General features: G+C 46.0%; 23 protein-coding genes and 1 riboswitch. Of the genes, 7 read left to right on the plus strand and 16 right to left on the minus strand.

Annotation, left to right across the window (positions count from 1 at the left end):
• Positions 1-7: 7 nt before the first annotated feature.
• The 4 genes from DWW90_RS14775 to DWW90_RS14785 all read right to left on the minus strand — a co-directional run bounded on the left by DWW90_RS14775 (position 8) and on the right by DWW90_RS14785 (position 5,153).
• Complete coding sequence (locus tag DWW90_RS14775) at positions 8-1,171, minus strand: ABC transporter substrate-binding protein (protein ID WP_122345507.1); 1,164 nt, start codon at positions 1,169-1,171, stop codon at positions 8-10.
• Positions 1,172-1,228: 57 nt separating this feature from the next.
• Positions 1,229-1,428: riboswitch (cobalamin riboswitch) on the minus strand.
• 128 nt (positions 1,429-1,556) lie between these two features.
• Complete coding sequence (locus DWW90_RS20660; protein ID WP_199662202.1) at positions 1,557-1,706, minus strand: hypothetical protein; 150 nt, start codon at positions 1,704-1,706, stop codon at positions 1,557-1,559.
• A gap of 157 nt (positions 1,707-1,863) precedes the next feature.
• Positions 1,864-3,507 (minus strand): DUF6377 domain-containing protein, encoded by a 1,644-nt coding sequence (locus tag DWW90_RS14780; protein ID WP_122345508.1) that lies wholly within the window; start codon positions 3,505-3,507, stop codon positions 1,864-1,866.
• Positions 3,508-3,563: 56 nt separating this feature from the next.
• The gene (locus tag DWW90_RS14785; RefSeq protein WP_122345509.1) at positions 3,564-5,153 is read right to left on the minus strand and encodes a carboxylase; all 1,590 of its coding nucleotides are present in this window, start codon (positions 5,151-5,153) and stop codon (positions 3,564-3,566) included.
• A 209-nt stretch (positions 5,154-5,362) separates the two neighbouring features.
• Here DWW90_RS14785 and DWW90_RS14790 point away from each other — a divergent pair, with 209 nt between their 5' ends.
• Genes DWW90_RS14790 through DWW90_RS14805 form a run of 4 tightly spaced genes read left to right on the plus strand, consistent with a single transcriptional unit; the run spans position 5,363 to position 8,624 of the window.
• The gene (locus tag DWW90_RS14790) at positions 5,363-6,433 is read left to right on the plus strand and encodes a GNAT family N-acetyltransferase (RefSeq protein ID WP_122345510.1); all 1,071 of its coding nucleotides are present in this window, start codon (positions 5,363-5,365) and stop codon (positions 6,431-6,433) included.
• 4 nt (positions 6,434-6,437) lie between these two features.
• On the plus strand, positions 6,438-7,103 hold the full coding sequence (locus DWW90_RS14795; RefSeq protein WP_122345511.1) for a DUF4919 domain-containing protein: 666 nt from the start codon (positions 6,438-6,440) through the stop codon (positions 7,101-7,103).
• Positions 7,104-7,156: 53 nt separating this feature from the next.
• Positions 7,157-8,158: a RhuM family protein gene (rhuM, locus tag DWW90_RS14800; RefSeq protein ID WP_233547771.1), complete on the plus strand. Its 1,002-nt coding sequence runs from the start codon at positions 7,157-7,159 to the stop codon at positions 8,156-8,158.
• 1 nt (position 8,159) lies between these two features.
• Complete coding sequence (locus tag DWW90_RS14805) at positions 8,160-8,624, plus strand: hypothetical protein (RefSeq protein WP_122331252.1); 465 nt, start codon at positions 8,160-8,162, stop codon at positions 8,622-8,624.
• A 95-nt stretch (positions 8,625-8,719) separates the two neighbouring features.
• Here the strand turns inward: DWW90_RS14805 and DWW90_RS14810 are convergent, their stop codons facing one another.
• From DWW90_RS14810 to DWW90_RS14820, 3 genes are read right to left on the minus strand one after another with little or no spacing between them, the layout of a single operon-like run.
• Positions 8,720-9,676, minus strand: coding sequence for an ABC transporter permease (locus DWW90_RS14810; protein ID WP_122345513.1), 957 nt, complete (start codon positions 9,674-9,676; stop codon positions 8,720-8,722).
• Positions 9,669-10,409 carry an ABC transporter ATP-binding protein gene (locus DWW90_RS14815; RefSeq protein ID WP_122345514.1) on the minus strand — a complete coding sequence of 247 codons (741 nt, stop codon included), beginning with the start codon at positions 10,407-10,409 and terminating at the stop codon, positions 9,669-9,671. The genes DWW90_RS14810 and DWW90_RS14815 overlap by 8 nt, the downstream gene beginning before the upstream one ends.
• Positions 10,410-10,412: 3 nt before the next feature.
• Positions 10,413-11,558: an NEW3 domain-containing protein gene (locus tag DWW90_RS14820; RefSeq protein ID WP_122345515.1), complete on the minus strand. Its 1,146-nt coding sequence runs from the start codon at positions 11,556-11,558 to the stop codon at positions 10,413-10,415.
• 1,297 nt (positions 11,559-12,855) lie between these two features.
• Here DWW90_RS14820 and DWW90_RS14835 point away from each other — a divergent pair.
• On the plus strand, positions 12,856-14,001 hold the full coding sequence (locus tag DWW90_RS14835) for a glycerate kinase (RefSeq protein ID WP_122345518.1): 1,146 nt from the start codon (positions 12,856-12,858) through the stop codon (positions 13,999-14,001).
• A gap of 10 nt (positions 14,002-14,011) precedes the next feature.
• On the opposite strand, the gene DWW90_RS14840 is transcribed toward DWW90_RS14835, so the two are convergent.
• From DWW90_RS14840 to rbsK, 7 genes are all read right to left on the minus strand, one after another.
• Entirely contained in the window at positions 14,012-14,944 is a 933-nt protein-coding gene (locus DWW90_RS14840; RefSeq protein WP_115498845.1) for a glycosyltransferase family 2 protein, read from the minus strand.
• A 6-nt stretch (positions 14,945-14,950) separates the two neighbouring features.
• Positions 14,951-15,334 (minus strand): GtrA family protein, encoded by a 384-nt coding sequence (locus DWW90_RS14845; protein ID WP_115498754.1) that lies wholly within the window; start codon positions 15,332-15,334, stop codon positions 14,951-14,953.
• Positions 15,306-16,064 carry a hypothetical protein gene (locus DWW90_RS14850; RefSeq protein ID WP_122345519.1) on the minus strand — a complete coding sequence of 253 codons (759 nt, stop codon included), beginning with the start codon at positions 16,062-16,064 and terminating at the stop codon, positions 15,306-15,308. Before DWW90_RS14850 ends, DWW90_RS14845 begins: the two co-directional genes overlap by 29 nt.
• 105 nt (positions 16,065-16,169) lie before the next feature.
• On the minus strand, positions 16,170-17,171 hold the full coding sequence (locus DWW90_RS14855) for a GRP family sugar transporter (protein ID WP_122345520.1): 1,002 nt from the start codon (positions 17,169-17,171) through the stop codon (positions 16,170-16,172).
• A gap of 7 nt (positions 17,172-17,178) precedes the next feature.
• On the minus strand, positions 17,179-18,195 hold the full coding sequence (locus tag DWW90_RS14860) for a nucleoside hydrolase (RefSeq protein ID WP_122345521.1): 1,017 nt from the start codon (positions 18,193-18,195) through the stop codon (positions 17,179-17,181).
• A gap of 11 nt (positions 18,196-18,206) precedes the next feature.
• Positions 18,207-19,760 (minus strand): ADP-ribosylglycohydrolase family protein, encoded by a 1,554-nt coding sequence (locus tag DWW90_RS14865; protein ID WP_122345522.1) that lies wholly within the window; start codon positions 19,758-19,760, stop codon positions 18,207-18,209.
• Between the two features lie 20 nt (positions 19,761-19,780).
• Entirely contained in the window at positions 19,781-20,710 is a 930-nt protein-coding gene (gene rbsK, locus DWW90_RS14870; RefSeq protein ID WP_122345523.1) for a ribokinase, read from the minus strand.
• A gap of 164 nt (positions 20,711-20,874) precedes the next feature.
• Between rbsK and DWW90_RS14875 the strand changes: the two genes are divergently transcribed.
• Complete coding sequence (locus DWW90_RS14875; RefSeq protein WP_122345524.1) at positions 20,875-22,425, plus strand: hypothetical protein; 1,551 nt, start codon at positions 20,875-20,877, stop codon at positions 22,423-22,425.
• 151 nt (positions 22,426-22,576) lie between these two features.
• Here DWW90_RS14875 and gluP read toward each other — a convergent pair whose 3' ends face one another.
• A complete protein-coding gene (gluP, locus tag DWW90_RS14880; RefSeq protein ID WP_122345525.1) occupies positions 22,577-23,788 on the minus strand; it encodes a glucose/galactose MFS transporter in 1,212 nt (403 codons plus the stop codon).
• A gap of 189 nt (positions 23,789-23,977) precedes the next feature.
• Between gluP and DWW90_RS14885 the strand changes: the two genes are divergently transcribed.
• Positions 23,978-25,330 (plus strand): MATE family efflux transporter, encoded by a 1,353-nt coding sequence (locus DWW90_RS14885; protein ID WP_122345526.1) that lies wholly within the window; start codon positions 23,978-23,980, stop codon positions 25,328-25,330.
• Here DWW90_RS14885 and DWW90_RS14890 read toward each other — a convergent pair whose 3' ends face one another.
• A complete protein-coding gene (locus DWW90_RS14890; RefSeq protein WP_115498763.1) occupies positions 25,331-25,732 on the minus strand; it encodes an FKBP-type peptidyl-prolyl cis-trans isomerase in 402 nt (133 codons plus the stop codon).
• Between the last annotated feature and the right edge of the window lie 77 nt (positions 25,733-25,809).

The following is a 25,809-nucleotide window of genomic DNA, read 5'->3' on the forward strand; positions in this document are numbered from 1 at the left end:
ACGTAGCTTATTTTAGTAGTGCGTAATAAACAGGCGTATGGCCGGGCAACAGGTCCGGATGGAAGATATGCAGCAGGTCGGCCAATACAACTTCCGGCTCGGTCGGCATGCTTTCGTAAAAAGGAGTATCTTTCATATTGCAATAGATGATGCCTTTTTCCTTGAAAGCCCGGAAATCTGCATAACGCGGGTCCTGGTCTTGCAGAGCTTTATAGCTGAATGTACCTGGATAGCTGTTCACGATGCGCCAGTAGTCGGCCTCGTCCCCCTGGTTATAGACAGTCTCGAAGTCGAGTATCACACCTCCCGAACGTTTGTCGTCCTTCAGGAAATAATCGGCTCCGGCATCCTTAAAGAGTTGTGCCAGGAAACTCTCGCCTCCCACGGCATACCAGTTTCCGCCTCTCATCTCACCGCTCAGAACGACCGGACGTCTCTTTACCTTTCCTTCCGCCGTCAAAGCTTTCAATTCATTATACCGCGTTGCTATGGTCAAGAAGGTTTCATTCGCCTTCTGTTCTTCACCCAACAACAGACCTACGAACTTCACCCATTCCGCCTGTCCTAACGGCGTCATCTCCTTATATCCCAAGTGGGGAATCAGTGGAATACCGACGTCTTTCAAGGTTTCATATCCACCCCGCTTAAAAGGTGAAACGAGAATCAAGTCCGGATTCATGCTCATGATCACTTCATTGTCGAAATTTCCTTCTATACCGATCTTAGCAGTCTTCCCGCTCTCCAACCGTTCATTCATTTTTTTGTTAAACAGATGCCGCGTGCTGGTAATTCCCACAACTTTATCTAAGGCATCCATTTTAATAAAGTTGGATAGTTGAAGGGATGTCATACAAATAACACTCCGGATAGGCGTCTCGATCACCGTATATGATTCAGGGATACCCGCCGGCTTAGTCCCTCTCTTGACAAGTGCATAATGAAAAGTCGTACTTTCCTCATTTTGCGGGTCCTGAATATCCAACAAAACATATCCGTCATTGTAAGATACACTAAAACCACGGGCATATTCCGGCACAATACGGACGGTAGCAGAATACGCATTTTGTTCGGCTACTTCTTCCTTTTCAGTCTGCCGGTTGTTATTGGTTGTGCACGATGATACAACCAATAACGACAGAAGCAGGCAACATCCTACCAGACACTTTTTCATATTCAATTTATTTTATTTCTTGCCGACAAGTCTTATCCTACCCCACGGGAACAAGTACTCTTAGTTAATTGAAACGGCAGGTCTTCTGACTTACTTCCATCCTGGCACCTTCCCGACTCTTTAATCAAGACGTCAGTGGCATAAAGTATTGCCAGGATGTTCCTGAAGTTTCACAGCAGCGTGGTCTGTCCGGGATTCCCACCCGGTTCCCTTTTAATCCTTATCCTGAAAAGGATAATGAAACCTGTTTCAACGGCAAAAGTAATAAGAAAAAAAGAATCCCCGCCACTTTCATTTTAGAAAGTTCGGGGATTATCACAAACAGCGTACCCTAAAAACATTAAACCGGGTATTTATATATAAGAGAATACCAAAAACACTTTCTTTATTTATGCGACACAATACACGCCTTCTCCTGCTCAATTCGAATCGTTCCGGCAGCAAGAATCAGAGTAACAACTAAACCGATACAAGCAATTATAGCGATTATCTCCGTACTTTTGCGGGATAGAAACTCCCTTATGTTCTTCTCCATGCGTATTACTTTTTGTGTGATTCAAAATTAAGCAGAAAGAAAAGACAAAACAGGATCAGTGAACAAATAAGTGGACAAACAAAAATATTAATACACTATATTACAGCATAATAACTCAAAACAATATTACTAAAAAAGTGGATTAGCAGTGAAAGGATTAATGTATTTCACGCACCAAATTCTCAAAATCATCCCGGGAAACACAGGCTTTGTTTTTTACCTTCGCCCTATAGTTGTAGATCGTGTTAACCGAATAACGAAGAAATTCTGCAATCTGAGAACTATCATTAATGCCTAAGCGAATCAAAGCAAAAATACGGAGTTCCGTGTTCAACAACTCATCTCTCTTCAATACGATCTGTTCGTCTTCCTGCAAAAGCGCATTAAACTGCGCCACAAAGTTAGGGAACAAATGAAGGAATGCCGTATCAAAATTCTTATACAATTCATCCAGTTCCGCGTTCAGCGCATTAGAAGAACGGGTTATTTTGGCCAGCTCCTCTATCTGTCCGGCACAGACTTTCTTATTGACCATACGGCGGTAACCATCCAGCTTATCGATATAAGTAGAACATAGCTTTATGAAACGTCCGATATATTCCTCTTTAATCTGGTTGGATTCGGAAAGTTGCCGGTTGGCCAACTGCAAACGTGCGTTCATCTGATGCAGTTCCCCATTCAAAACCTTTAACTGCCCATTTGTTTCCTGCAAATGATTCCGGGCTTCCGCCAGGCGTTTCATCTGCCGATAGATATAAATAACGGCTGAAATCAGTAACAAGGTCAGCAAGCTGATCAGAGCCAGGTAGGTCACCAGCATCCCGTTCTTTTTCTCGATCGTTGCCTGATAGTTCTTGTCGATCAGCGAAAGGATATCAGCGCTCTGCCAACTTCTCGAACGGGCCCGAAACCGGTTTGTCTCATCCCAGGAAAAACGGATATAGTGATAAGCACGTTCTATATCGCCATCCTTGAGCAATAAATCGGCCAGCATCCACAGAGAAGCATGATCCGTGATGGCAGATTGCACGTCTGACAGAGATGACAGAGCCAAATAGAGTTTCTCTTTCTCCCGATTCCCCTCCTGACGGTAGATCATGGCACGTTGATAAGAGGTCAGTGCATACTCCGGAGAGCCGAAAGGCACTCTTGCCAGCCTGGCATCGTTTATCCGGCAAGCATCTTCCATACGTCCGTCTGCTCGTAAGACAAGTTCCTGCAACTCAATCCGCTTGTCTACACCTTCCGGCAGTATCCTTAATAAGGAATCGCGGTAAGCCAGAGACAAATCCCCATAACGGCGTTTACTTTTCGGTTCACGGGAGTTCCCCGATATTTCCCTGTAAACATGTTCCTTACAAACGTAATAATCCTGAATAAGGGAGGAGGGTAACTGCTCCCGCCGGATATCTCCCAACATATCGACAGCTTCCTGGTACATGCCGGCAGTAGCAAGCAATGAAGATAAAAGAAATATACTTTTATATTCCCGTTCACGGTCATGAAGCTTACGGGCAATCTCGACGTTTTTATTCAGATAATGAACTGCAGAATCACACATATAGGATTTATACTCCCGGAAAATACTATCATTCAACTGATAAGCGGCAAGAGAGACAGGCGCAGCATTTACTGTTTTTTCCTTTAGGACACGGATACGGGCTTCCCTTGCGTTCTTATATATCTCATGCCGGAGGATTGTCTGATCCAGACGGATCAATATTGAGTCGAGGTTATTGTCCGCAAAAGCTATATTTGCAGTAAAAAGTAAAAACAAAATTATACTCCACCTCTCTCTCATATCCTATCGGGCTTACATCCGGCAGACAAATGTAAGACAAAAAAAGTTTTCCCCGGTCATCTGACCGGAGGAAAAGTAGTATGCGCCCGTTTCTGTTTCTTTTTTGCCAGAAAGTTATGTGCCATCATCGGGAAAAGTTCCAAAAGCAAAACCTCTTTTTCATTTTCCGCCAACTGGACACCGATTTCTTCTATCACAGGATTCTCCTGCATCTCATAATCCGAAGGATCGTAAGGAACCTCGTCTCTCGACCCTGTAATCATCAACCGGAACTCCGGATCTACAGGAACAGGCGTCTTTCCATATTCCCCTTTGACTAAGGCAATAAACTGATTGGAAGGGTGGCTATACAACGGACGTCCATTCAACTGGTCCTGTGCACATGAAACAGCTTGTGCCGCGATAATTTGGCTGGTCGGTGTCACCAAAGGCGGCAAACCGGCATCCATACGCACCTGGGGGATCAATGACATTGCTTTTTCCAGTAAATCCAACTGGCCCAGCTGTTTCAATTGGGCGATCATATTCGTGTACATCCCTCCCGGTATCTGGGCTTTCTTCACCAATTCATTCGGCTCGGGGAAACCGAAATATTCTTCTATCGCATGGCAGAATATAAGCAAATCGTCCTCTTTATCCTTCCGCGCCGCCTCGATCGCATCATTAAAGAAACGGTCTACTTCCGTCGGAATTTTATCCGTCAACGGATTAAACGGTTTCGGCAATTGTTTTGCCATATCGAAAGAAGACAGTTCCTTGCGGATATCCAGCAAATGGGCGTTAATCTTCGTAATCACTTCCATATTAATATCCAGTTCAATCCCCATTTTCTTACAGAACACATATACCAGTTCAACAGCCGGAGCTGCCGTTCCGCCGGCAAAATACCAGATATTGGTATCGACAATATCCACCCCGTTGACGATAGCCGCCAGAACGGAGGCCAGGCCATAACCGGGCGTACAGTGAGTATGGAAATCAACCGGAACTTTCAGGTGTTTCTTAAATAACCGCACGATCTCAGCACTTCTCTCGGGAGGAAGCAGACCGCTCATATCCTTGATCGTAATCATATCTGCCCCTAAAGCCTCCATCTGAAGTGCCTTGTCAAGGAAATATTCATTCGTGAAAACCGGCTTGTGCAGAGCATGTCCATGCAAAGCAGCCTTGATCCTTTCGACAGCCGAATGATGCGGATCGATCGTGTAGCAAACAGCACAATCGGCTATCCCTCCAAAACGTTTTACATATTTTACTGTCGACTTGATGTTTTCCACATCATTCAGAGCATCAAATATACGCATAATATCCAATCCGGACTCAATGGAATTACGGCAAAACCCTTTGATTATCTTATCCGGATAAGGATCATAACCAAACAAGTTACGCCCACGTGAAAGGGCTGCCAACTTAGAGGCATTACCGACGGCCGTTTTTATTTTCTCCAACCGTTCCCAAGGATCTTCTCCCAAATAACGCATAACAGAATCAGGCACTGCGCCTCCCCACACTTCCATCGCATAAAAACCGGCTTTCCGATAAAAAGGAAGCACTCTGTCTATTTGCTCCTGTGACATCCGCGTCGCAAAAGCAGATTGCTGACCATCCCGAAGAGTCAGATCCCGAATCAATAGTTTTCGTATCATACCTAATAAATTGTTTAGACCGTTTCAGACTTAAATTTATCTTTATAACAAAAATTAAACTGTTTTGATTCCGATTACTGGGTTAAGAATAGCAAATGTTTATAAAAACTGAATTCTATTTCTCATTTTAACATATTGACAAAAGGTATTGAGAAAAAGAAAAATAAGAGTATCTTTGATGTTCATAAAGAACAAAAATCAGAGACTTAATGGAATATTCAGACAACCCCGACATCTTTCGTAAAGCAGAAGAAACAGATACAGAACGGATATGGCAAATCATCGAACAGGCGAAAGCGCAAATGCGCCGGCTCGGCAGCCGGCAATGGGATGAAAATTACCCGTCCATCGAAAATATCCGGCAAGATATCCGGGACGGAAACGGATATGTGATCTGCCGGGAAAACCGGGTTGTAGCTTATGGTGTCGTATCTTTTGACGGCGAACCTGTGTACGAGCAGATAAAAGATAAATGGTCGAACGATTTGCCGTATCTCATCGTTCACCGGCTTGCCGTCGCCGACGAGATGAAACGGCAAGGCATGGCGAAACAGTTCATGTTGCAGGCCGAAGAAGTCAGCCGCCGAAAAGGGATCTACAATTTCCGTGTCGATACGAAATATGACAATGCTTATATGCTCCGGTTGATCGACTCACTGGATTTCAACTATTGCGGGGAAGTGTATTACCGGAACAACAGTGCCCGAAAAGCTTTCGAGAAAACACTCCGTCCCCATTCCAACCCGATCGGAGTTACCGGCTACACAATCCGGGAAGCGACTTATGAAGATGCCGGCATCATTTTCGAGGCGATCGACAAGAATCGGGATGATCTTCGCACTTGGCTCCCGTTTGTGGACAGTCTTCAGAGCGTAGCCGATGAACAGCAATTTCTGCATCCTATACTGGCGACCCCTTATGAAAAACGTGATCCGGTATTTATCCTGGAACATGATACAGATATCTGCGGATTAGCAGGTTTCCATTTCTCCGATCCATCTAATCACCGTACCGAAATCGGTTATTGGCTGCTCCCCGCCTATCGCGGCAAAGGGATTGTGACAAACGCAGTCCGTTTCCTCTGCCAGTGGGCTTTTCATGAGCGAAATATCAATCGCATCCAAATCCGCTGTGCCGTCGACAACCATCCCAGCAACGCCATCCCCAAACGCTTAGGATTTACCCTTGAAGGAACGGAACGGGAAGGGGAATTGTTGCTATCGGGAGAATATACGGATATCAATATATACAGTTTACTGAAAAACGATTTTAAACAATAAGGTCATGGCAAGAATTTTAACGGGAGTAATACTATTCTTTATTACCAACACTTTTACTGCTTTTGCTCAAAATGAATTTATGCAAATCGATTATGCTGAAATGGAGCGATTTGTCAAAGATGAACGTATCGAATACGATCTTTTACTCACACGCTTTGAGCAAGGAGATCCCACTCTTTCCAAGGAAGAAGTAGCCCAAATCTATTATGGATTTCCTTTTACTGATGAATATAACAGTTTCGCACTTTACATGAATATAGATAAAGCCTACTCAAAAAACGATTTTGCAACGGCACTTCCCTTGATTAAGGAAGAACTCAAAAAGAATCCGCTTTCTTTAAGCTTGCTTATTAAAGCAATGACATGTAGCATAGCACTGAAAGATCCCGATTTGCAATCATTTCTCGAGAACACTTCTCTGCGTTATCAACAAATCATCCAAGCGATTTTAGCAACAGGTAATGGCGCCAGTACAGAAACAGCATACAAAATAATATGCGTATCGGATGAATATGAAATCATTTTTAAACCGCTTCAAGCAAAATCCATTCAACAACAAGCCACCCTCGAAAATAAATATGACGTATTCAACGTCAAACTTCCAACCGGAAAAACAAAAATATTTTTCGACATAAGCATATCTTTTCGTCATTTACAACAACTGCAATAAATATGGAACCAGAAATCCAATTAAACGAACACAACAAAGCGGAGTATCCACCCATGCATATAGATGAATTAAACACAGCTTCAAATAATATTATTATCTACCAAGCAGAAGATGGTAAAATCCAATTAGATGTAAAAATGGAAGCAGACACTGTGTGGCTAACACAGGCACAGATGGGAGATTTGTTCCAAAAAGACAGAACAGTCATTGGACGACACATCAATAATATATATAAAGAAGGAGAATTAGAAAAACATATCACATGTGCAAAATTTGCACATATGGGTTCTGAAGGTGACCAAAAGTATGAAGCCGCTCTTTACAATCTGGATGTTATTATATCTGTTGGTTATCGAGTAAAATCTAAACGTGGCACCCAATTCCGCATTTGGGCGAACAAGATATTGAAAGACTATCTTATTAAAGGATATGCCATTAACCAAAAGATAAAATTAGAACAGTATGATGAGCTGAAAGGCATGATTCATATTCTCAGTAACACAATTAAGAACCAAGAACAACTAACTTCCGAACAATCCAAAGGACTATTAGCAGTAGTAACTGACTATGTTTATGCTCTCGATACACTTGATAAATATGACTATCAGCAACTCACTATCGAACAAACTACCCAAAGCAATCAATTCCATGCTACTTACGAAAATGCAATGAAAGCCATTATGAGTCTAAAAGGAAAGTTTGGAGGAAGCAAACTATTTGCCCATGAGAAAGACCAGTCATTTAAAAGTTCCATCTCCACTATCTATCAGACTTTTGGAGGTAAAGAACTCTATCCAAGCATTGAAGAGAAGGCTGCTATGTTGTTATACCTCGTTACCAAGAATCATTCGTTCAGCGATGGAAATAAGCGTATTGCTGCTATGCTGTTTCTTTGGTTCATGGAAAATAACGGCATACTCTATCGTGAAAATGGAGAAAAACGGATTGCTGATAATACATTGGTAGCTCTCACTTTGATGATAGCCGAAAGCCGTACAGAAGAAAAAGATATCATAGTCAAAGTAGTAGTCAATTTAATCAATCAAAATAATTAATATGGAACCAGAAATCCAATTAAACGAACACAACAAAGCGGAGTATCCACCTATGCACACAGCCGAGCATATCTTGAATCAGACAATGGTGCGTATGTTTGGTTGTCCGCGCTCGAAGAATAGTCATATCGAGAGGAAAAAGAGTAAATGTGATTATGAGTTGGCGGAAGAACCGACTGCAGAAATGATGGCAGAGGTGGAACGTCGTATTAACGAAGTGATCGACCGGCATCTGCCTGTTACCATAGAGTTTATGCCCAAAGCAGAGGCAGGAGCCCTTGTCGATCTAAGTAAATTGCCGGAAGATGCAAGCGAAACATTGCGTATCGTCCGGATCGGCGATTACGACGTTTGTGCCTGTATCGGTACACATGTCGGCAACACATCCGAAATCGGGCATTTCAAGATGCTCACCTACGACTATGCCGACGGACGGTTGCGTATGCGTTTCAAATTGACAGAATAAAATAATATGCCAATATGTTAATGTGCCAATATGCCAATTGAGGGAAATTACCTGTTCATTGGCATATTAGCACATTCGTCATATTGGCACATTATTTACCTGGATCGTACCTCCTTTCTCATAAATGAGACATACGACAAGCCGAAGCAGACAACCGTTGCTGCAACCAGCCCCGTCAACTGAGGCCAGACAACCAAAAGGCTCTGTCCCAAAGGCAGCGGACTGGGGATTGCACCATGTACCTGCTCCATCGTCAGCGGACCAAGGCTGCGCACCGAAGGCATCAGCAACGTCATGGTCGCCTCATTGAACAATTCGCTCGGGGCAAAACGCAGCAGATTCAGCATAAACCGCTGGTAGGCAATCACCTGATAGTCGGAAGCCCAGGCCGAAGGGCTCAACGCCTTCCCTACCAGATTCACGATCATATTATAGAAAACGCTGAAAAACAGCCATATCGCCACACATGCCAGTGCCGAAGTCGCCGCCTGCTTGAAACGGATTGAAAAGAAGATTGACAGGTTCAACCAGAACGCCACATAAAAAAGACTCACGATCAGGAAGAAGACAACCCGCATAAATTCTTCAGCCGTAGGCGGAATCCCGATCGCAACCAATCCGAACCCCATCACCAGGAAACCCAGTACAAACAGCATAATGCCAATCACGATCAGAGCTGCTACAAACTTGGCGTTAATCAGGTAATCCCGGTGGATCGGCTGGGACAGGATACGACTCAACGTCCCCTTGTTCTGTTCCGAGTTGATAGCATCGAATCCTAACGAGATCCCCAACAAAGGTCCCAGGAAGCTGATAAACACGACAAACGAAGGTAGCGTCCCATCCGATACCGTGAATAATTTCAGGAACAGGAAAGCCCCATCCGGATCATTCGGCTTTATCGCTTCGCGAATATTTGTCAAAGCTGTATATAAAGACCCCATGCAAGTCAGCGCAATGATAACGATCAGGATGATAAAGCGCCAGCTTCTCACATAATCGGTTATTTCCTTATTGACAATAACCCAAAAAGGATGATTCGTATTACTCATGGCCGTGCCCTCCTCCGAAATACTGGTTATAGATATCGTCAAGACCATGCTCGGTCTTATGCAAATCGGTCAGCTCGACTTCCGCCAATAACCGTCCTCCACCAAACAACCCGACGCGGTCGCACACCTGCTGCACCTGGTGCAGATGATGAGAAGAAAACAGGACTGTCAGCCCCTCTTCCCGGCTCAGTTGCAAGATCAGATCCATAAACTCCTGTACACCAGCCGGATCGATACCCGAAGTCGGTTCGTCCAGGATGATTACTTCCGGACTCTTGATCAGCACATCGGCCAGCCCGAGGCGTTGCCGCATCCCTTTGGAATATTTACTGGCCTTCTTGTCCGCCTCTTTTGCCAGGCCAACCCGTTCGAGCAGCTGTTCGGCCTTGGCACGCCCTTCCTTTTTTCCGATCCCGTTCAGGGCTGCGGTATAAAGAATGTTCTCGATGCCTGTCATATCCTCATAAAAGCCAACGTCTTCAGGCAGGTAGCCGACTTTCCGCTTGACATCGACCGGATGAGTTGTCGAGTTGATGCCACACACATTGACCGAACCCGAAGTCGGCTCCGTCAGTCCTAACATCATCAGGATAGTCGTCGACTTTCCCGCCCCGTTAGGTCCCAGCAACCCGAATATTTCGCCTTTGCGGATATTCAGGTTCAAGTCGTTCACAGCAGTAAAGTTCCCGTATTTCTTCGTCAAACCGGTAAGTTCGATCACATACTGGCACATCGCTTACCTCCTTCCATATTTACGGAACAGATAATAAACGCCACCCAGTACGATCACAATAATCAGAACTCCTAACCATCCGTAAATCATCGGCGTACGGACAGAGATTCGGAATTCGGCAGTCGTATTCACTTCCGGCGTCTTCGCGGTCATTTTGGTTACATAATCGCCCGGGAGGGCTTTTTTAGAGGCTTTTATTGTCGCCGTCACATTAGTTGTACTGCCGGCAGTCATTTTCTCTATTTTAGAAGGTTCGAAAGCCACTTCCCAATCGACCGGCTTGCTGGCAGACAACTGTACATCCTTCAACTCGGCAGATCCGTTATTACGCACCACCAGATCGATGCGCTTCGTATCCCCCGCCGTAATATCCGTACTCAACAGACCGCGTGGGGTGGTCAGTTCTATATCATAGGAACCAGTGATAACAACCTCCAGCTCTATATCGGCTGAAGTCGAACTGGTTGTCGCATGAATCGGTATTTTATAACTGCCGGCCTGTACGGTCGCAGACGGAGTTATATCGATACTGATATTTTCCGTCGCATTGGCTTCCACCTGCGCAGAAGTGGCCTGCTTGCCACCTACCCGGAACGTCACGTTCCATCCTCGCGGAGCTTCCGCCATCAGCGCATAAAGTTGCTGGTCGGCTGTCTGGTTCTTCAGCGTGGCGCTGAAATTAAAGGTTGATTTTGAATTGCCCTGCATATTGGGCTGCTTTGTCGTAAAGTCCGTCTGGTAAGTACCCTGCTCGGAGACGGTCACCGTCAACGGCAGTTCGACCACTCCGGGAGCAGTCACGGTAAAATGATATGTTCCCTTATTGACCTTAAACGGGACATCGACTTTCAACGAGAAATTCTTTTTTTCACCTGGCAGAACAGATATCTGGCTCACCGTCCAGCCGCCGGCCTTCATCTCATATTTCCACCCTCGCGGCATTCCTTCCACAAGGATAGAAGCATTCTTCACTTCGTCACTGTTATTAATGACGTCAACACTGTAATTGATAGACTCTCCCGGCGGAACCGCAATCTGAGTGTAGGGAGTGTACAACATCACATTTTTCTCTGCGCCATTTGCGCGTGTACTCATCACAAATAATACAAGTACGAGTACAAGTAGTAAATTAAGATGATTAGTTCGCATTTTTATAATAATTTTCTCACAAAATAATTATCAATAGGCGGTGACAAATATATAAGTCTTCCGTATTACTGACTATTAAAAGTTACAAAAAAAAATTATCACAATATCAGACAGAGAGGTATCAACTCTAAACTTTCAACTCCCCCAAAGGAAAGCTTATTGTATAAAACGCATTTTTCCGGCCCGAAAGGCATCCGAAACCAAACAAATGTTAATGGCTTTTTTTGACCTCAAAAAAGCACTTTTTCCCCTTTTTTGAGCGTTTCCAGCAATTACGACCGTCCTCTTTGCCATTACGACCGTGCTAATGTGCAGTGCACTCGGCACCTCGCGAAGATTAGCACGGTCGTAATGGCGATTTGGACGGTCGTAATTGAAAAGAGGACCGTCTTTAGGGCAAAAAAGCGCCTGAATTTCCTTGCGATATTTGGGACGCCGTCCGTTTTGTTTTCAAATATTCGATTCTCCGGAAGTTAAGGTTTATCACTTTGTCGGCGTTTATGCCTTCCGGCAATCAAAAAGAATGTATTTCAGAACGGGCTGCGCACCTCACCCCACCTATTGTCAGACAGGGAGGGATAAACCATGAAAAAAGTCAAACCAAAATCGATCAAGATTTCGGACGAAATAGAAAAACAGTCGAAAATGGGGGTTATTGTAATCTATCTGGTTTACAGGAGGTCCAAAACTTGACATATTTGAAACAATAAATGATAATTTATCGGTGCGTTTGCTCGTATTTACCGGACGCAGACGGGCGCAGATTACGCAGAGGAACGCAGACTTATTTTTTTTAAAACAATAAATGATCTGCTTTCGTCTGCGTCGTCTGCGAAATCTGCGTCCGGTAATACAAACATAGCGACACCCCGATAAATCATCATTTACAGGTTCACTATTTTTTAGAAGGAAAGCAATTGTCAGTGTAGTTAAAAGCAATTTATTTCGCATTCAAAAATAATTGTTTTTATAGTTACAGACAATTGTTTTCCTTTCCGGATATCTATTCCTGGCATTAGCTGGTGGCCGGCAAAGACCTTTCTGGGAAAAAAAGAAATGATTATAAACCATATAATATATTCGCTATTGGTTATGTCACAAATTATAAATACTTTTGTCTCAGAGATAAAAACAATAAAGAATTGACTATGACAACTTATTTACAACCAAACAACTGCCAAAGTTGGGACGAAGTACAAGATGAACTCTTTGGTGCTACCGGAACTCCTCTACGCGAACAACTTGAGAAGGAAAGCGAATTTTTTCGTATTAGCGATACTTAAATAAGACGGAAGAAATGAATAAAGTAGTAATAGCTATCGACTCCTTCAAAGGTTGCCTGACCACTGAAGAGGCCGGGAAAGCGGCGGAGGCAGGAATAAAGGCGGTCTTTCCTGATTGCGAAACACTTCTTTTCCCTATCGCCGACGGAGGCGAAGGCATGTTGGATGTACTTCTTTCCACGACAAACGGGACGTACGAAAGTCTGACGGTACACGGTCCTCTGATGGAACCCGTAGAAGGCAGATATGGTCTCTCGGGTGACGGACGGACAGCTTTGATCGAGATGGCGACAGTCAGCGGACTGCCACTCGTGCCGCGGAAGAAAAGAAACCCGATGCTAACTACGACCTACGGGACAGGCGAACTGATCCTCGATGCACTCCGGCGAGGTTGCCGCAAATTTATTGTCGGTATCGGAGGCAGTGCAACCAACGATGCCGGACTGGGAATGCTGCAAGCATTGGGATTCCGCTTTCTGGACAGGGACAGTAATCCGTTGGGAACAGGTGGAAAGGTTATGTCGGAAGTGGCAGCCATAGATACGTCTGCTGTTCATCCGGCCTTAAAAGAGGCACATTTCACAATTGCCTGCGACGTGGAGAATCCTTTCTGCGGTCCTGACGGGGCGGCTTATATCTTCGCCCCTCAAAAAGGGGCTGATTCCGATATGGTGAAAGAACTGGACGCCGGTATGCGTTCTTTTGCACAAGTCATCTGGTCAGTAACAGGCAAAGAGATTGCCGATTATCCCGGAGCCGGAGCGGCCGGAGGCATGGGCGGCGGTTTCCTCGCATTCCTGAATGCCGAATTGAAGCCGGGTATCCGTCTGATGCTCGAAGCACTGGATTTTGAAGAAAAGGTAAAAGGGGCCGATCTGGTTATCACCGGTGAAGGACGGGTAGACGGGCAAACGGCCATGGGGAAAGTCCCTTCCGGTATCCTGAAAGTGGCACAGAAACAGAATATTCCCGTCATCGTGATAGCCGGAAGCATAGAAGATACGGAAAAGATGAACCGGGCAGGTTTCCAGGGAGTATTCTCTATTACGCCGGGCCCGATCTCATTAGAAAAAGCGATGCAACCGGAGTTTGCCAAAGCAAACATCCGCCGGACAGTCAGCCAAGTCTGCTCGGCGATCCGTCCGTTTATTACCCGATAAAATAAGCGTTTTAGAAGTTCATCTTCTCATCGATGATATATTCCGGACGTGCTTTGATTTCATCAAACAGGATTCCGACGTATTGTCCTAACACCCCGACTGTCAGCAATTGGACGCCGCCAAAGAAAATGACGGATGTCATGATAGATGTCCAGCCTGTTTCGGCTTTGCTGAAACCGTATATCTTGCCTAAGGTAAACCAGATTGCCAATACAATACCGACCAACACGGCTATAAATCCCAGGCTCGTAGCCAGTCGTAACGGCTTCTTGGAGAAATAGAGCATGGCAGTCGTGGCAAACTTCCACATCTTGCTAAACGGGTATTTCGTCTCGCCGGCAATACGCGCCTCACGCTCGTAATAAAAGGGAACTTGCTTAAAACCCACCCAACTGATCAGCCCGCGAATATATTTGCCCCGCTCCTGGAAGCGGTCGAACTGGTCCATCACTTTACGGTCTATCATACGGAAATCGCCCGTATCCAAAGGAAAGCTGACATCACTCATATAGTTGAGCATACGATAAAAGGCTTTCGCTGTAATTTTCTTAAAAAGCCCCTCACCTTCCCTCGACTTGCGGACACAATAGACCACGTTAGCCTCTTCCTTCTCTTGCAAAGCCAGGATATCGGAGATCAGTTCAGGAGGGTCTTGCATATCGGCATCCAGGATAACAGCCAGGTCGGCATCACAATTATTGATGCCTGCCGTCACTGCCGGCTGGTGGCCGAAGTTGCGGGAGAAATGGATCACTTTCACCTGCGGATCGGTTGCTGCAATCTCGTTCAGCATCACGCGCGTGCGATCCCGGCTACCGTCGTTGATGTAAATAATTTCCGTTTGAACCGGAAGCTGTCTCAACGCTTCCCGTGTACGCCGGTACGATTCGGCAATAACCAATTCCTCGTTATAACAGGGAACTATAACCGCAAGTTTCTTCATCTGCATTTAAGCCTTAAACGTATAGAACTTATTCATTATAAAATTAATCACCGTATAGAAAGCCATTGCTATCAACTGGTTATAATACGGATCGATCGGCAGGCAGGGATTCAGGACATACACTAACAATCCCAACTGCAACAAATAGCACACTCCGAACACTACGCCAAAACGGACGGCACTGCCGATCCATCCTGCCGAGCTCCGGAATGTCCATTGCTTATTCCATATAAAACTATTTAATACGCCTGCCACATAACCGACTACGTTCGAGACCACATCCGAACACCCGAACAACTTCATCATAACCCAGATGACAACAGCGGTTATTACCGTATTACTTACTCCAACTATGCCATATTTAATGGCTTGCTTGACTGTTTCCTCCATTCTTCTTTATAATCTCGTCCACTTCCTCCGCCGACAATTCCTTCACATTTGTGATTGTGAAGACATCGGAAAGGAAGTTTCCATACTGGTTACATTCGCCGATCACCAGATCAAGCGTCAACTTGATATCTGTCCGGACCGGAATCAGAAAAACCAGCTCCAAATAATTCTCATTGATTGTCAACCGTTCGATCTCACAGTCCGCTTTCCCGAGGGAATACGGAAACTCACGTTCGATCACTGTCCGCTGATAATCCTGAAACGGCTTCAGTTCATTCGCCAGGATCAGGACATAAAAACGTAACTTCTCTCCTTTTCCACCCAAACCGGTGGAGATATAAACCTGCTTCTCGTCAGACAGTTCGGACTCCAACGCGATACGGCTCTCCATTAACGCCATATAAGCCCAATCCGCCACATCCGGATCAGGGGCCTGCGCATATTCTTCCAGGATCCGGTAAGCTTTCACCTTACGGGAAGTAGCCAGCATGGACAATACATATCTCTTATGTTCCGTAGACGATTCGGGATCATCCAGACTATTTTCGAAAATGGAAAAATCCATATTCGAGATATCCGGCTTGTCTTTATCTTTCCTGATCTTCTCGGAATATTTAAAATATTCCATCTGCCGTTCTACCGGTACACGCTGTTCTAATATATGGAAATGTCCGTCAATCCTACTAAAAGAGTCCCGGAACTTCTTGAAAATGTCATTATCCTCTTTCATAAGCCTACTTTTTAGTTTTGTACATATCCATTAAACAAGAAACTAAGACAAATGTAAGGCTTTTTCCCGATAAATAACTATCGGGAAGGTAAAAACGGGATATTATTATGCTCCGGCATAGATCAAAAATCCCAAACCGATCACAAACAGGACAAACATTCCGGCATTCAGATAGTCCGACGAACGCGGAGCTCCCTTAAACTCATGCCAGATCAAAATCCCCCACAAAGCAGAGACTAAGGTTGCCCCCTGTCCTAAACCGTAAGAGATGGCAGCTCCTGCCTTTTCGGATGCGATCATACTGAAAGACTGGCCGATACACCAGATTACACCGCCCAACATACCGACAAGATGCGTTTTGGCATTTCCTTTGAAATAACCGGAGATGGATACCGGAGCTCCTTCCACCGGACGTTTCATCGCTATCGTATTGAACAGGAAATTACTGATAAACACACCCAGGGAGAAGATAAATACAGCCGTATAGGGAGTCAGCTTGCCCGGAGCCGGATTGGCAAAATTCCCCAGGTCCATCGAAGCGGCAACGAAACGGTAGAAGAAAGCCATGATTACACCTGCGGCAACAGAAATGAAGATACCCTTTCCGGAAACCTTCTTCGAGCCGACCAATGCTTTTTTATAGGCCAGCCCGTTCAGGAGGATGGCAACAGTGATCAATGCCACACCGATAAAGATATACATCGGTTCACCTTTAGCCGCCCCGAAGTAGTTGACCAATACGCCCAACACTAATGCCAACCCGATCCCTACCGGGAAAGCGACCGACATCCCGCAGATCGCAATGGCCGCCGACAAGAGGATATTGGCAGCATTAAAAACGATACCCCCCAGGAAAGCGCTTCCCAACGAGCCCATATCGGCCTGTGCCAGATTGGACAGGAAGCTCTGTCCTTCAGTGCCGATGCTTCCTAACGTAAAGGCGGACAATATGGAAAAGAGTAAAACTCCGATCACATAATCCCAGTAAAAGAACTCATACCGCCACGTTCTGGAAGCCAGCTTCTGTGTATTTCCCCACGATCCCCAACAGAGCATTGTTACAACGCAGAACAGGATCGCCAACGAATAATCTTGTACTATAAACATAATATTCTTATTTTGAAACAGGTTGATGCATCATGTAATTCTCGATCAAAGCCGCCATTTCCGTCGGCGGTACTTTCTCTATCAGACGAAGGTCCCTGCCTCTCTCGTCCAGTGTCCAGCTATTCGTTCCTTCATCGTCCACGACACGGAAAGTTCCACGCTCTACGTTATAGTAAGGTTCATATCCTTTGATAGCAACCAATACAGCCGTAAGGTCCCAACTCATCCGCCCGTCCGGATCACCCTCGGCAAAACAGAGGGAATAGGCATCTTTCACCGGGCTGTTCTCCACATTCATCCGTACTAACTTCTTTCCGGTAAGGATCGCGTTTCCAATCTCAAAGCCACTGAATACGATTTCCACAGGCCACTGTTCCGCCACTACACGGGAAGCCGGGACATCACAATAAACATTAAACTCTTTCCCTTCCGGAAAGAAACCAGCCATCGAAACCAAGCGTTTCACCTTCTTGGCCACCAACTCGCGACCGGTAAGAGGACTGTATTCGTCACCCTGCGAGAGCAAAAGATCTTTCAGGTTTGTGAAAAAGCCGATCGTACAAACCACGACACTGTTATCGGGCTGTGCACTCAAAATCCGGCGGTACACCTTCACCGCGTCGGGAGCATCCGATGTTTTAGCTGTCTTATGCGGATAGTTGGCGGGAAGTGCTTCCGTCCATTTAACCTTATGCCAGGTAGTCAAGGAGGCGCCCCCTTCACTTTTCGGAGCTCCGACAGGAATATCCGGCCGCTTGAAATAGGTATTCAACACTTCGATACAAGGCACGACATTCTCATCCTTATTGGAAGAAACAGTCGCCAGAATATTCACCTGCCCGCTATCGGCCAGCGCATGCATCAGGGCCATTGCCCCTACATCGTCATAATCCGGTCCCAGGTCGGTATCCAGTATCAGGTTGACAGGTTGTGCAGCCGGCTCTTCTGCGGTTGTTGCCGCCGGCTTACCGGTACAGGCAGCCAATAGTGCGGCCAAACAGATAAAAAGAATTGATTTCTTCATGGTATTATAATTTATTGATGAACAACTTGAAGAGGCGCATCAGAATAGACCAATGCCTCATTAAAATGAACGGAAGCATCCGGTGCCGGATTCAGCCATTTGAATGTAAAGATATGCTTTCCTTTGGGAATCTGATATTTCCAGAACAAATCATTTCTGCGGGTTCTGGAAGCGGCAGGCAGATTAGCCGTTTCGACACATTCGCCGTCCATATACATTTCGACGCGGGCAACATAACGCTCATCGGCAGCCCGTACATATCCTTTGAAGACGATTCCTGTTCCGTCGAGCACAATCTCCCCGACATCGGTTATATTTCTATTCACACGAATGAGATTTTGGGGAAATAATCCTTCAAACGCTTTCTCATAACGCACCGGAACAGGCGATTGACAAGCAATCGTGACCTCTTTTTCCCCCACCGTTCCACCGTTCCGTTCGATCATCTGCAAGGCCTGCTTGAATGACATCTCATAAGTCCGGTTCAGCGATATATCCGTATAGGCAAAATCCATATCCTCCACCTCCTTGAGATTCTTCAACCAGTATTCCGGAATCCCGCTATAGCCCAAGACAGTTCCTAAGATACCGGCTGCCGAAGCAGGATTACAGTCCGAATCCTGGCCGCAACGGGTAGCAATATCCATTGTCTTGAAGAAATCGCCCTCGCCATACAACAGCCCGATCAGGATATAAGCACTGTTTATAACAGCATCAATATTAAACGGGACAAAGACACCATCCGGACAACCGATATCCTCACTCCATTTCTTTTCGCATTCAAACCAGGTACGTTTCCAATCGTCCGGAAATTCTGCATGCCAACGGATCACATCGCTCATGCATTGGTAGTAACGGCTTTGTTCCGGTATTGTTTTCAAGGCTTCCGTTACAATAAATCCGATATCGTCCGACACGAAGGCAAGCGAATACATAGCACCGACATATACGCCGCCATACCATCCGTCCCCATAATTCATGATATGTCCGATCTTGTCGGATATTTCGGAAGCCGCATTCGGCATTCCCGGCGACATCAGACCGGAATAGTCCGCCTCTATCTGGTAATCCAGATCGTCTGCATGAGGATTATTCAACCAATGCCCGGAAGCGGGCGGCATGATTCCCTGCAGAATATTATAACGGGCCGACTGGTTCGCATGCCAGAGAGGATAGCCGGCTGTTGCAAAAGCCATTGCAAACGAATCGACCGGAGCATCCAGCCCCAAGCGGTCGAAGACATCGACAAACGTCAGGTCCATATAAACATCGTCATACAACCCGGGCGAGTTCTCATACCACCACTTGATATACCCATCCGTCCAGGGAATCGGGACATACTCCTGGATCATCGTCCCGTTATACCTGAACTCTGTCGGTCCGCCATAGGTACAACCGATCGTTTGTCCGGCCCAACCGCCTTTTATCTTATCCAATAATTTTTCCCGGCTGATTGTAAATGTTTCGGGAAGAGTTGCCGTTTTTTGTCCGGCCGGTTGCTGCGAACAAGAGGTTGCTCCCCCTATCAAAACAACAGCCAGCATTTGTAATATTGCCTTTTTCATAATAACAAATAAGATTTATATTAACCGAAAATATCCACTTCATTCCGATAAGGTGCCGATGATTGCGCCCCTACACGTGTCACCGATATAGCCGAAGCTTTACAAGCAAAACGGGCAGCATCCTTCAGGTCGCGCCCCTCGGAAAGGGCTACGGTCAGGGCTCCGTTAAACACATCACCGGCTGCCGTCGTATCGACAGCCTCCACTTTCCAGGCCGGGACAATCTCAGACTTTCCGTCACAGTAGATAAGCGCTCCTTTCGATCCGAGTGTAATGATCACGTTCTGCACTCCCATCCCGGAAAGGACACGGGCGGCTTCACAGGCGGAGGAGTCGTCTGTTATCTTCACGCCGGAAATCATTTCCGCTTCCGTCTCATTCGGTGTGATCAGATATAAACGGCGAAGCAACTCAGCTGATAACGGATGAGCGGGAGCCGGATTCAGGATCACCTTCTTTCCCTTCTCCCAAGCCAGATCGGCGACATAACAGACTGTCTCCATCGGAATCTCCAACTGCATCAAAACCAGATCGGCCTGCTCGATGGCCTCCTCCGCCCTGGCCAAATCGGAGGGCATCAGGTTGGCATTCGCACCGGAGGCAACGACAATACAATTTTCGGCCTTTTCATCCACCGTGATCAGCGCCACACCGGAAGGATGCTCGGAATCTGAAAATATATAAGAAGTATAGATACCCTCCTCCTCGAAAAGCTGTTGCGACTGATGGCCGAATATATCACTTCCGGTCTTGCAGATAAAAGTAACCGGACCACCCAGGCGTGCAATGGCAACTGCCTGGTTTGCCCCTTTCCCACCGGGATTCATGAAGAAGGTTCCGCCTAAAATCGTCTCACCCGGCCGGGGCAGATGGGCGGCTTTTATGACCATATCGGTATTGCTGCTACCGACCACCAGGATCTGTTGCCTGATTGACTGTGTTGTATCCATGCCTGTATCTCGTATTAAATATAATTGTCCACAATGAAGCGTTACAAATATAATCGTATATCTTTTCTCTTTTTCTGCATAATTCTTTTGTAAAGATAAACCCAAATCTTACTTTTGCAAAAGAAGTTTGCAAGAATAAAACTCATATACAAGCAGATAAGTTCATGAAACAAGCCACAAAACTCAACCAGATCATTCTACTGATCCAATCGCTCTCCAAAGCGGAAAAACGGTATATCCGGCTCTGCTCCAATCTGCAAAACGGGGATAAGAACTATATGATCCTGTATGATCTGATATGTGAAGGCTTCTCTCCCGACCAGATATTCGAGAAATTCTGCGACGAAGTAAATGAAAAAAGCTTCGAGATGGCAGCCAAACATCTCTACCAGGTATTGTTGGACAGCCTTGTGCAATTGCGTGAAAAGCAGGATATACAGACAGCCATTTTCAATTACATCACCAAAGCCGGTATCTTGTTTGAACGCGAACTATTCGACAATGCGTTTGACGAATTAGATAAGGCCCGGAAGCTGGCTGTCACGTATGAAAACGACCCGCTGCTTCTGTTGATCCGCCGTACGGAGCTAAAATATATGAGTGCGCTCGGCTTTGAAGGTATCAGTGAGAAAGAGTTGGTAAATAAACAGATGCAGATTAACGACGTGATGAAATACGCCCGCAACACCAACCTCCACCTGCAATTATATGACATTCTGAAACACCGCATCACTTACAAAGGATATGCCCGTTCCGACAAGCAGAAAGAAGACCTGAACGATCTTGTTTTAAGTGAACTAAACCTGGTTGCCAACCATTCCTACCAGGGATTCGAGGCCCGCAAGCTTCACTTGCTGTTCCAGGCAACCTATTACCTGAACACGGGAAACTACAAATCCGCCATCCGCTTCTATCAGGAATTGATCACCCTGTTTGAAGCCAACCGCCATCTGATTCTCAACCCGCCGATCTACTATCTCAGCGCCATCGAAGGAGTACTGGACAGCCTGCACGTCGCCGGATTATATCAGGAAATGCCTTTCTTCCTGTCCAAACTCGAAGAGATCAGCACAGGCGACTACCCGTCGGAATTTCTGATAGAAGTGCAAGCCCGCCTCTATTTGTATAGACTCTCAAGCTTGCTCAATACAGGACAATTCGAAGTGGCTTCAGATCTTGCAGCGGAGAACAACGAACTCGTATCAAAAAAAGCAACGACAGCGGGACCGGAAACACAATTGCGGCTGGCCCTTTATTCCGCCATCCTCCATCTTTGCCTGGGAGAACCGGCAAAAGCCCGTAAGAGCATGAAAAAGATATTCGGCTCCGGCAAATCATTCCACACATTGCCCTCTTATAAAACAGCCCGTCTTGTCAATCTGCTGATACAGGCGGAATCGGGCAATTATGACTTTTTTGCAAACGAAATCAACTCCATCAAACGCAATATCCGCTACGAGAAACAAACATACAGAACCGAAAAACTCCTGTTCCGTTTCCTGATGGCCCATCCGTTGCCCGTCTATAAAAAAGACAGGGAAAAACTTTGGCAGCAATACCGGAAAGAGATCACACTAATCCGACAAGACAAATATGAAAAACAACTCCTTAAAACATTCGATTTTACAGCTTGGATCGAAAGCAGGCTGACCGGGACATCCATCCAAGACATCCTGACCGACACAAAAAGGGGATGTGTCAAAAGTAAGTTCTAACGCTTTAGCGTGTCATTGCGGGCTTGACCCGCAACCTCATACTAAACTGATTTACAATAATTAGTATGAGATGGCGGGTCAAGCCCGCCAGGACACAGACGCTATAAATAGGACTTTTGACACATCCCCTTCTCTATATTTTATTATCAGGTCAAACCCGAATCTTATGCCCGCTCAACGCGTAATAGAAAATCATCAGATAAGCCGGGAAGCAGATCCAGTAAGCCTGTTGCAAGTCGCCGAACACATCAGCCAACCAACCGAACAGTAACGGGAAGATAGCGCCACCCACGATAGCCATCACCAACAGCGAAGAACCCGTCTTGGTGAATTTGCCCAAGTCTTTCATGGCAAGCGGCCACAAAGCCGGCCACATCAACGAGTTGGCAAGCCCCAACAGGGCGACGAACCAGATAGATATATGAACCGGAAGGAATACGACCAGCAAAGAACTTATCACACCGATAATAGCACAGATAAACATAGCCCTTTCCTGTGAGAGATATTTCGGAATAAAGAATACGCCGACCAGATAACCGGCCACCATACCGATCACCGTATAAGAAGTATATATCTGCGGGTCGGCCAGACCGATCGATTTAGCATAATCCACGATACTTGCCATTGCCAACGTCTCAACGCCTACATAACACAGCAAAGACACCAGACCTAACAGCAGGTGCGGGAACTGCCAGATACTTGTCTTCGTGGAGGCATAGGAAGAAGAAGCTTCCTCATCACTCTCATCCTCCCCTTCCGCTTTCACTTCGGGCAGCGGGACAAAAGCAACCAAAACGCCCAACAAGACAAAAATACCGGAGATAAAGTAGAACGGCAACTTAATGTCATCCAACTGCACATCGCCCAGATTCAGGAATACGCCCAGGAAAATAGGGGCGATCGCCCAAGCCGCCTTATTGGCAATCCCCATCATGCTCATACGGGTAGCAGCGCTTTCCAGCGGTCCGAGGATTGTAATATAGGGATTTACAGCCGCCTGCAACATCGTATTACCGATACCGCTTACGAACGAAGCCAACAGGAACATGGCAAAACTCTGGTTCTCGGCAGACGGGATAAACAGATACAAACCAATTGCAAAAAACAGGAACGAAAGAATCATCGTCTTCTTATACCCAATCGCCTTGATAATAAGCCCGCAGGGATAACCGAAGATAACAAATGTAGAGAAAGTAGCGGCCAGAACCAGATAGGATTCAGCGGTAGTCAAATCCAATGCCGTACGCAGGAACGGAATAATCAATCCGTTAATACCTAAAGCGAAGCCGATCATAAAGAACAGTACGCCAATTACAACCAAAGGGAATAAATACCCTTTTGAAGCAGAGTTTGTGTTTTCCATGTTTATTTGTTTTTACGTTTATAAATTATTCTCCGCAAATGTACTGATATTTTTGGATTCTATCGTCATATATTCTATATTCCGGCATTGAAACCTTTTTCTTCTTATAAAACTAAAAAATACACTTATCAGAACAACATTTCCACCTTTTCTCTATATTTGCATCCAAATTGTTTAGGGATCAAATTTATGGCAACTACTACTAAAGAAATGACGGCGGGAGCTCCCCTTCCGCTTATTCTCAATTTTACCTTCCCGCTGTTGCTTGGAAATATATTGCAACAAACCTATTCGCTTGTCGATGCCGCTATCGTTGGAAAATTCTTAGGGATTAACGACCTGGCTGCAATCGGGGCAAGTACGTCGGTCGTGTTCCTGATACTGGGATTCTGTAACGGGTGTTGTTGCGGGTTCGGGATTCCGGTTGCACAGAAGTTCGGGGCGAGGGATTACAAGACAATGAGGCGTTATGTGGCGGTCAGCCTGCAACTGGCAACCCTGATGTCTGTCGTCATTGCGATCCTGACAAGTATCTACTGCGCGGATATTCTGCGTAATATGCGGACGCCGGACAATATTTTCCGCGGAGCCTATCTTTACCTGTTGGTGACGTTTATCGGAGTACCTTGTACGTTCTTCTACAACCTGCTATCGAGTATCATACGTGCACTTGGAGACAGCAAAACGCCATTCTGGTTCCTTCTTTTCTCGACCGTATTGAATATCGTGCTCGACCTCTTCTGTATCCTCGTACTGGGATGGGGCGTGTTGGGTGCGGGAATCGCAACCGTTGTGTCACAAGGCGTATCGGCCTTGCTGTGTTACTTCTATATGTACCGGCATTTCCCGATTCTAAGAGGGACTCCCGAAGATCGTAAATTCCGCCTGCCATTGGCTAAGAACTTACTGTATATAGGCGTCCCGATGGGGCTCCAATTCTCGATTACGGCTATCGGCAGTATCATGCTGCAAAGTGCCAACAACGCACTGGGAACCGCCTGTGTAGCCGCCTTTACCGCCGCTATGCGAATCAAGATGTTCTTTATCTGTCCTTTTGAAAGCCTGGGTATTGCGATGGCGACCTATGCAGGACAAAACTACGGGGCGGGTAAGCCGGAACGTATCTGGCAGGGTATCAAAGCCAGCTCCCTGATGATGATGCTCTATGCCGTGGTTACTTTCATCATATTAATGTGGGCTTCCGACAAGATTTCCCTGCTGTTCGTGGATACTTCGGAGACGGAAATACTGGAAAACACAGTCTTGTTCCTCCATGCCTCCTGTTATTTCTTCCCGATTTTAGGATTGCTCTGTATCCTGCGCTACACCATACAAGGGGCGGGCTACACCAATCTCGCCATGCTCTCCGGCGTGTCCGAGATGATAGCGCGGGCATTAGTCAGTGTTCTTGCCGTACCGGTATTCGGGTTCCTTGCCGTCTGCTTCGGTGACCCGACAGCTTGGGTCGCAGCCGACCTGTTTCTGGTTCCGGCGTTCATCTATGTCTACCGCAGATTGAAAAAGACGGTACGGAGCGCCTGATCAGGCAATGCCCAGCAGCTCCACTTCAAAGACCAGCGTAGAGAAACCGGGGATCGGACCGGATGCACGTGTGCCGTATCCAAGCGTATAAGGAATATAGATCATCCAACGGTCCCCTACATGCATGTGCCGAAGGGCTTCCTGCCAGCCTTCGATCACCTGGTTCAGCCGGAAAGCCTCCGGATATCCTCGTTTCCAAGAGTTGTCGAACTCACGTCCGTTAATCAACGTGCCGCGATAATGGACGGAAACTACATCACTCAACCCCGGCGAAACCATACCGGAGCCTTTCTCTATTTCTTTATATAACACGCCGCAAGGAAGTTTCATAACTCCCGCCTGTCCGGCCATCTCATCCATAAACAGCAAATTCTGTTCCTTATATTCTTCTTTCTTTCCCATTCGAATTTCATTTAATTCATGGGCAAAGATACAAAACGAAATAGTATTGCAGTACTTCATGAGGGTATGGTGCCGTA

The sequence above is a fragment of the Parabacteroides sp. AF17-28 genome (assembly GCF_003479205.1).
GTDB classification, from domain to species: domain Bacteria; phylum Bacteroidota; class Bacteroidia; order Bacteroidales; family Tannerellaceae; genus Parabacteroides; species Parabacteroides acidifaciens.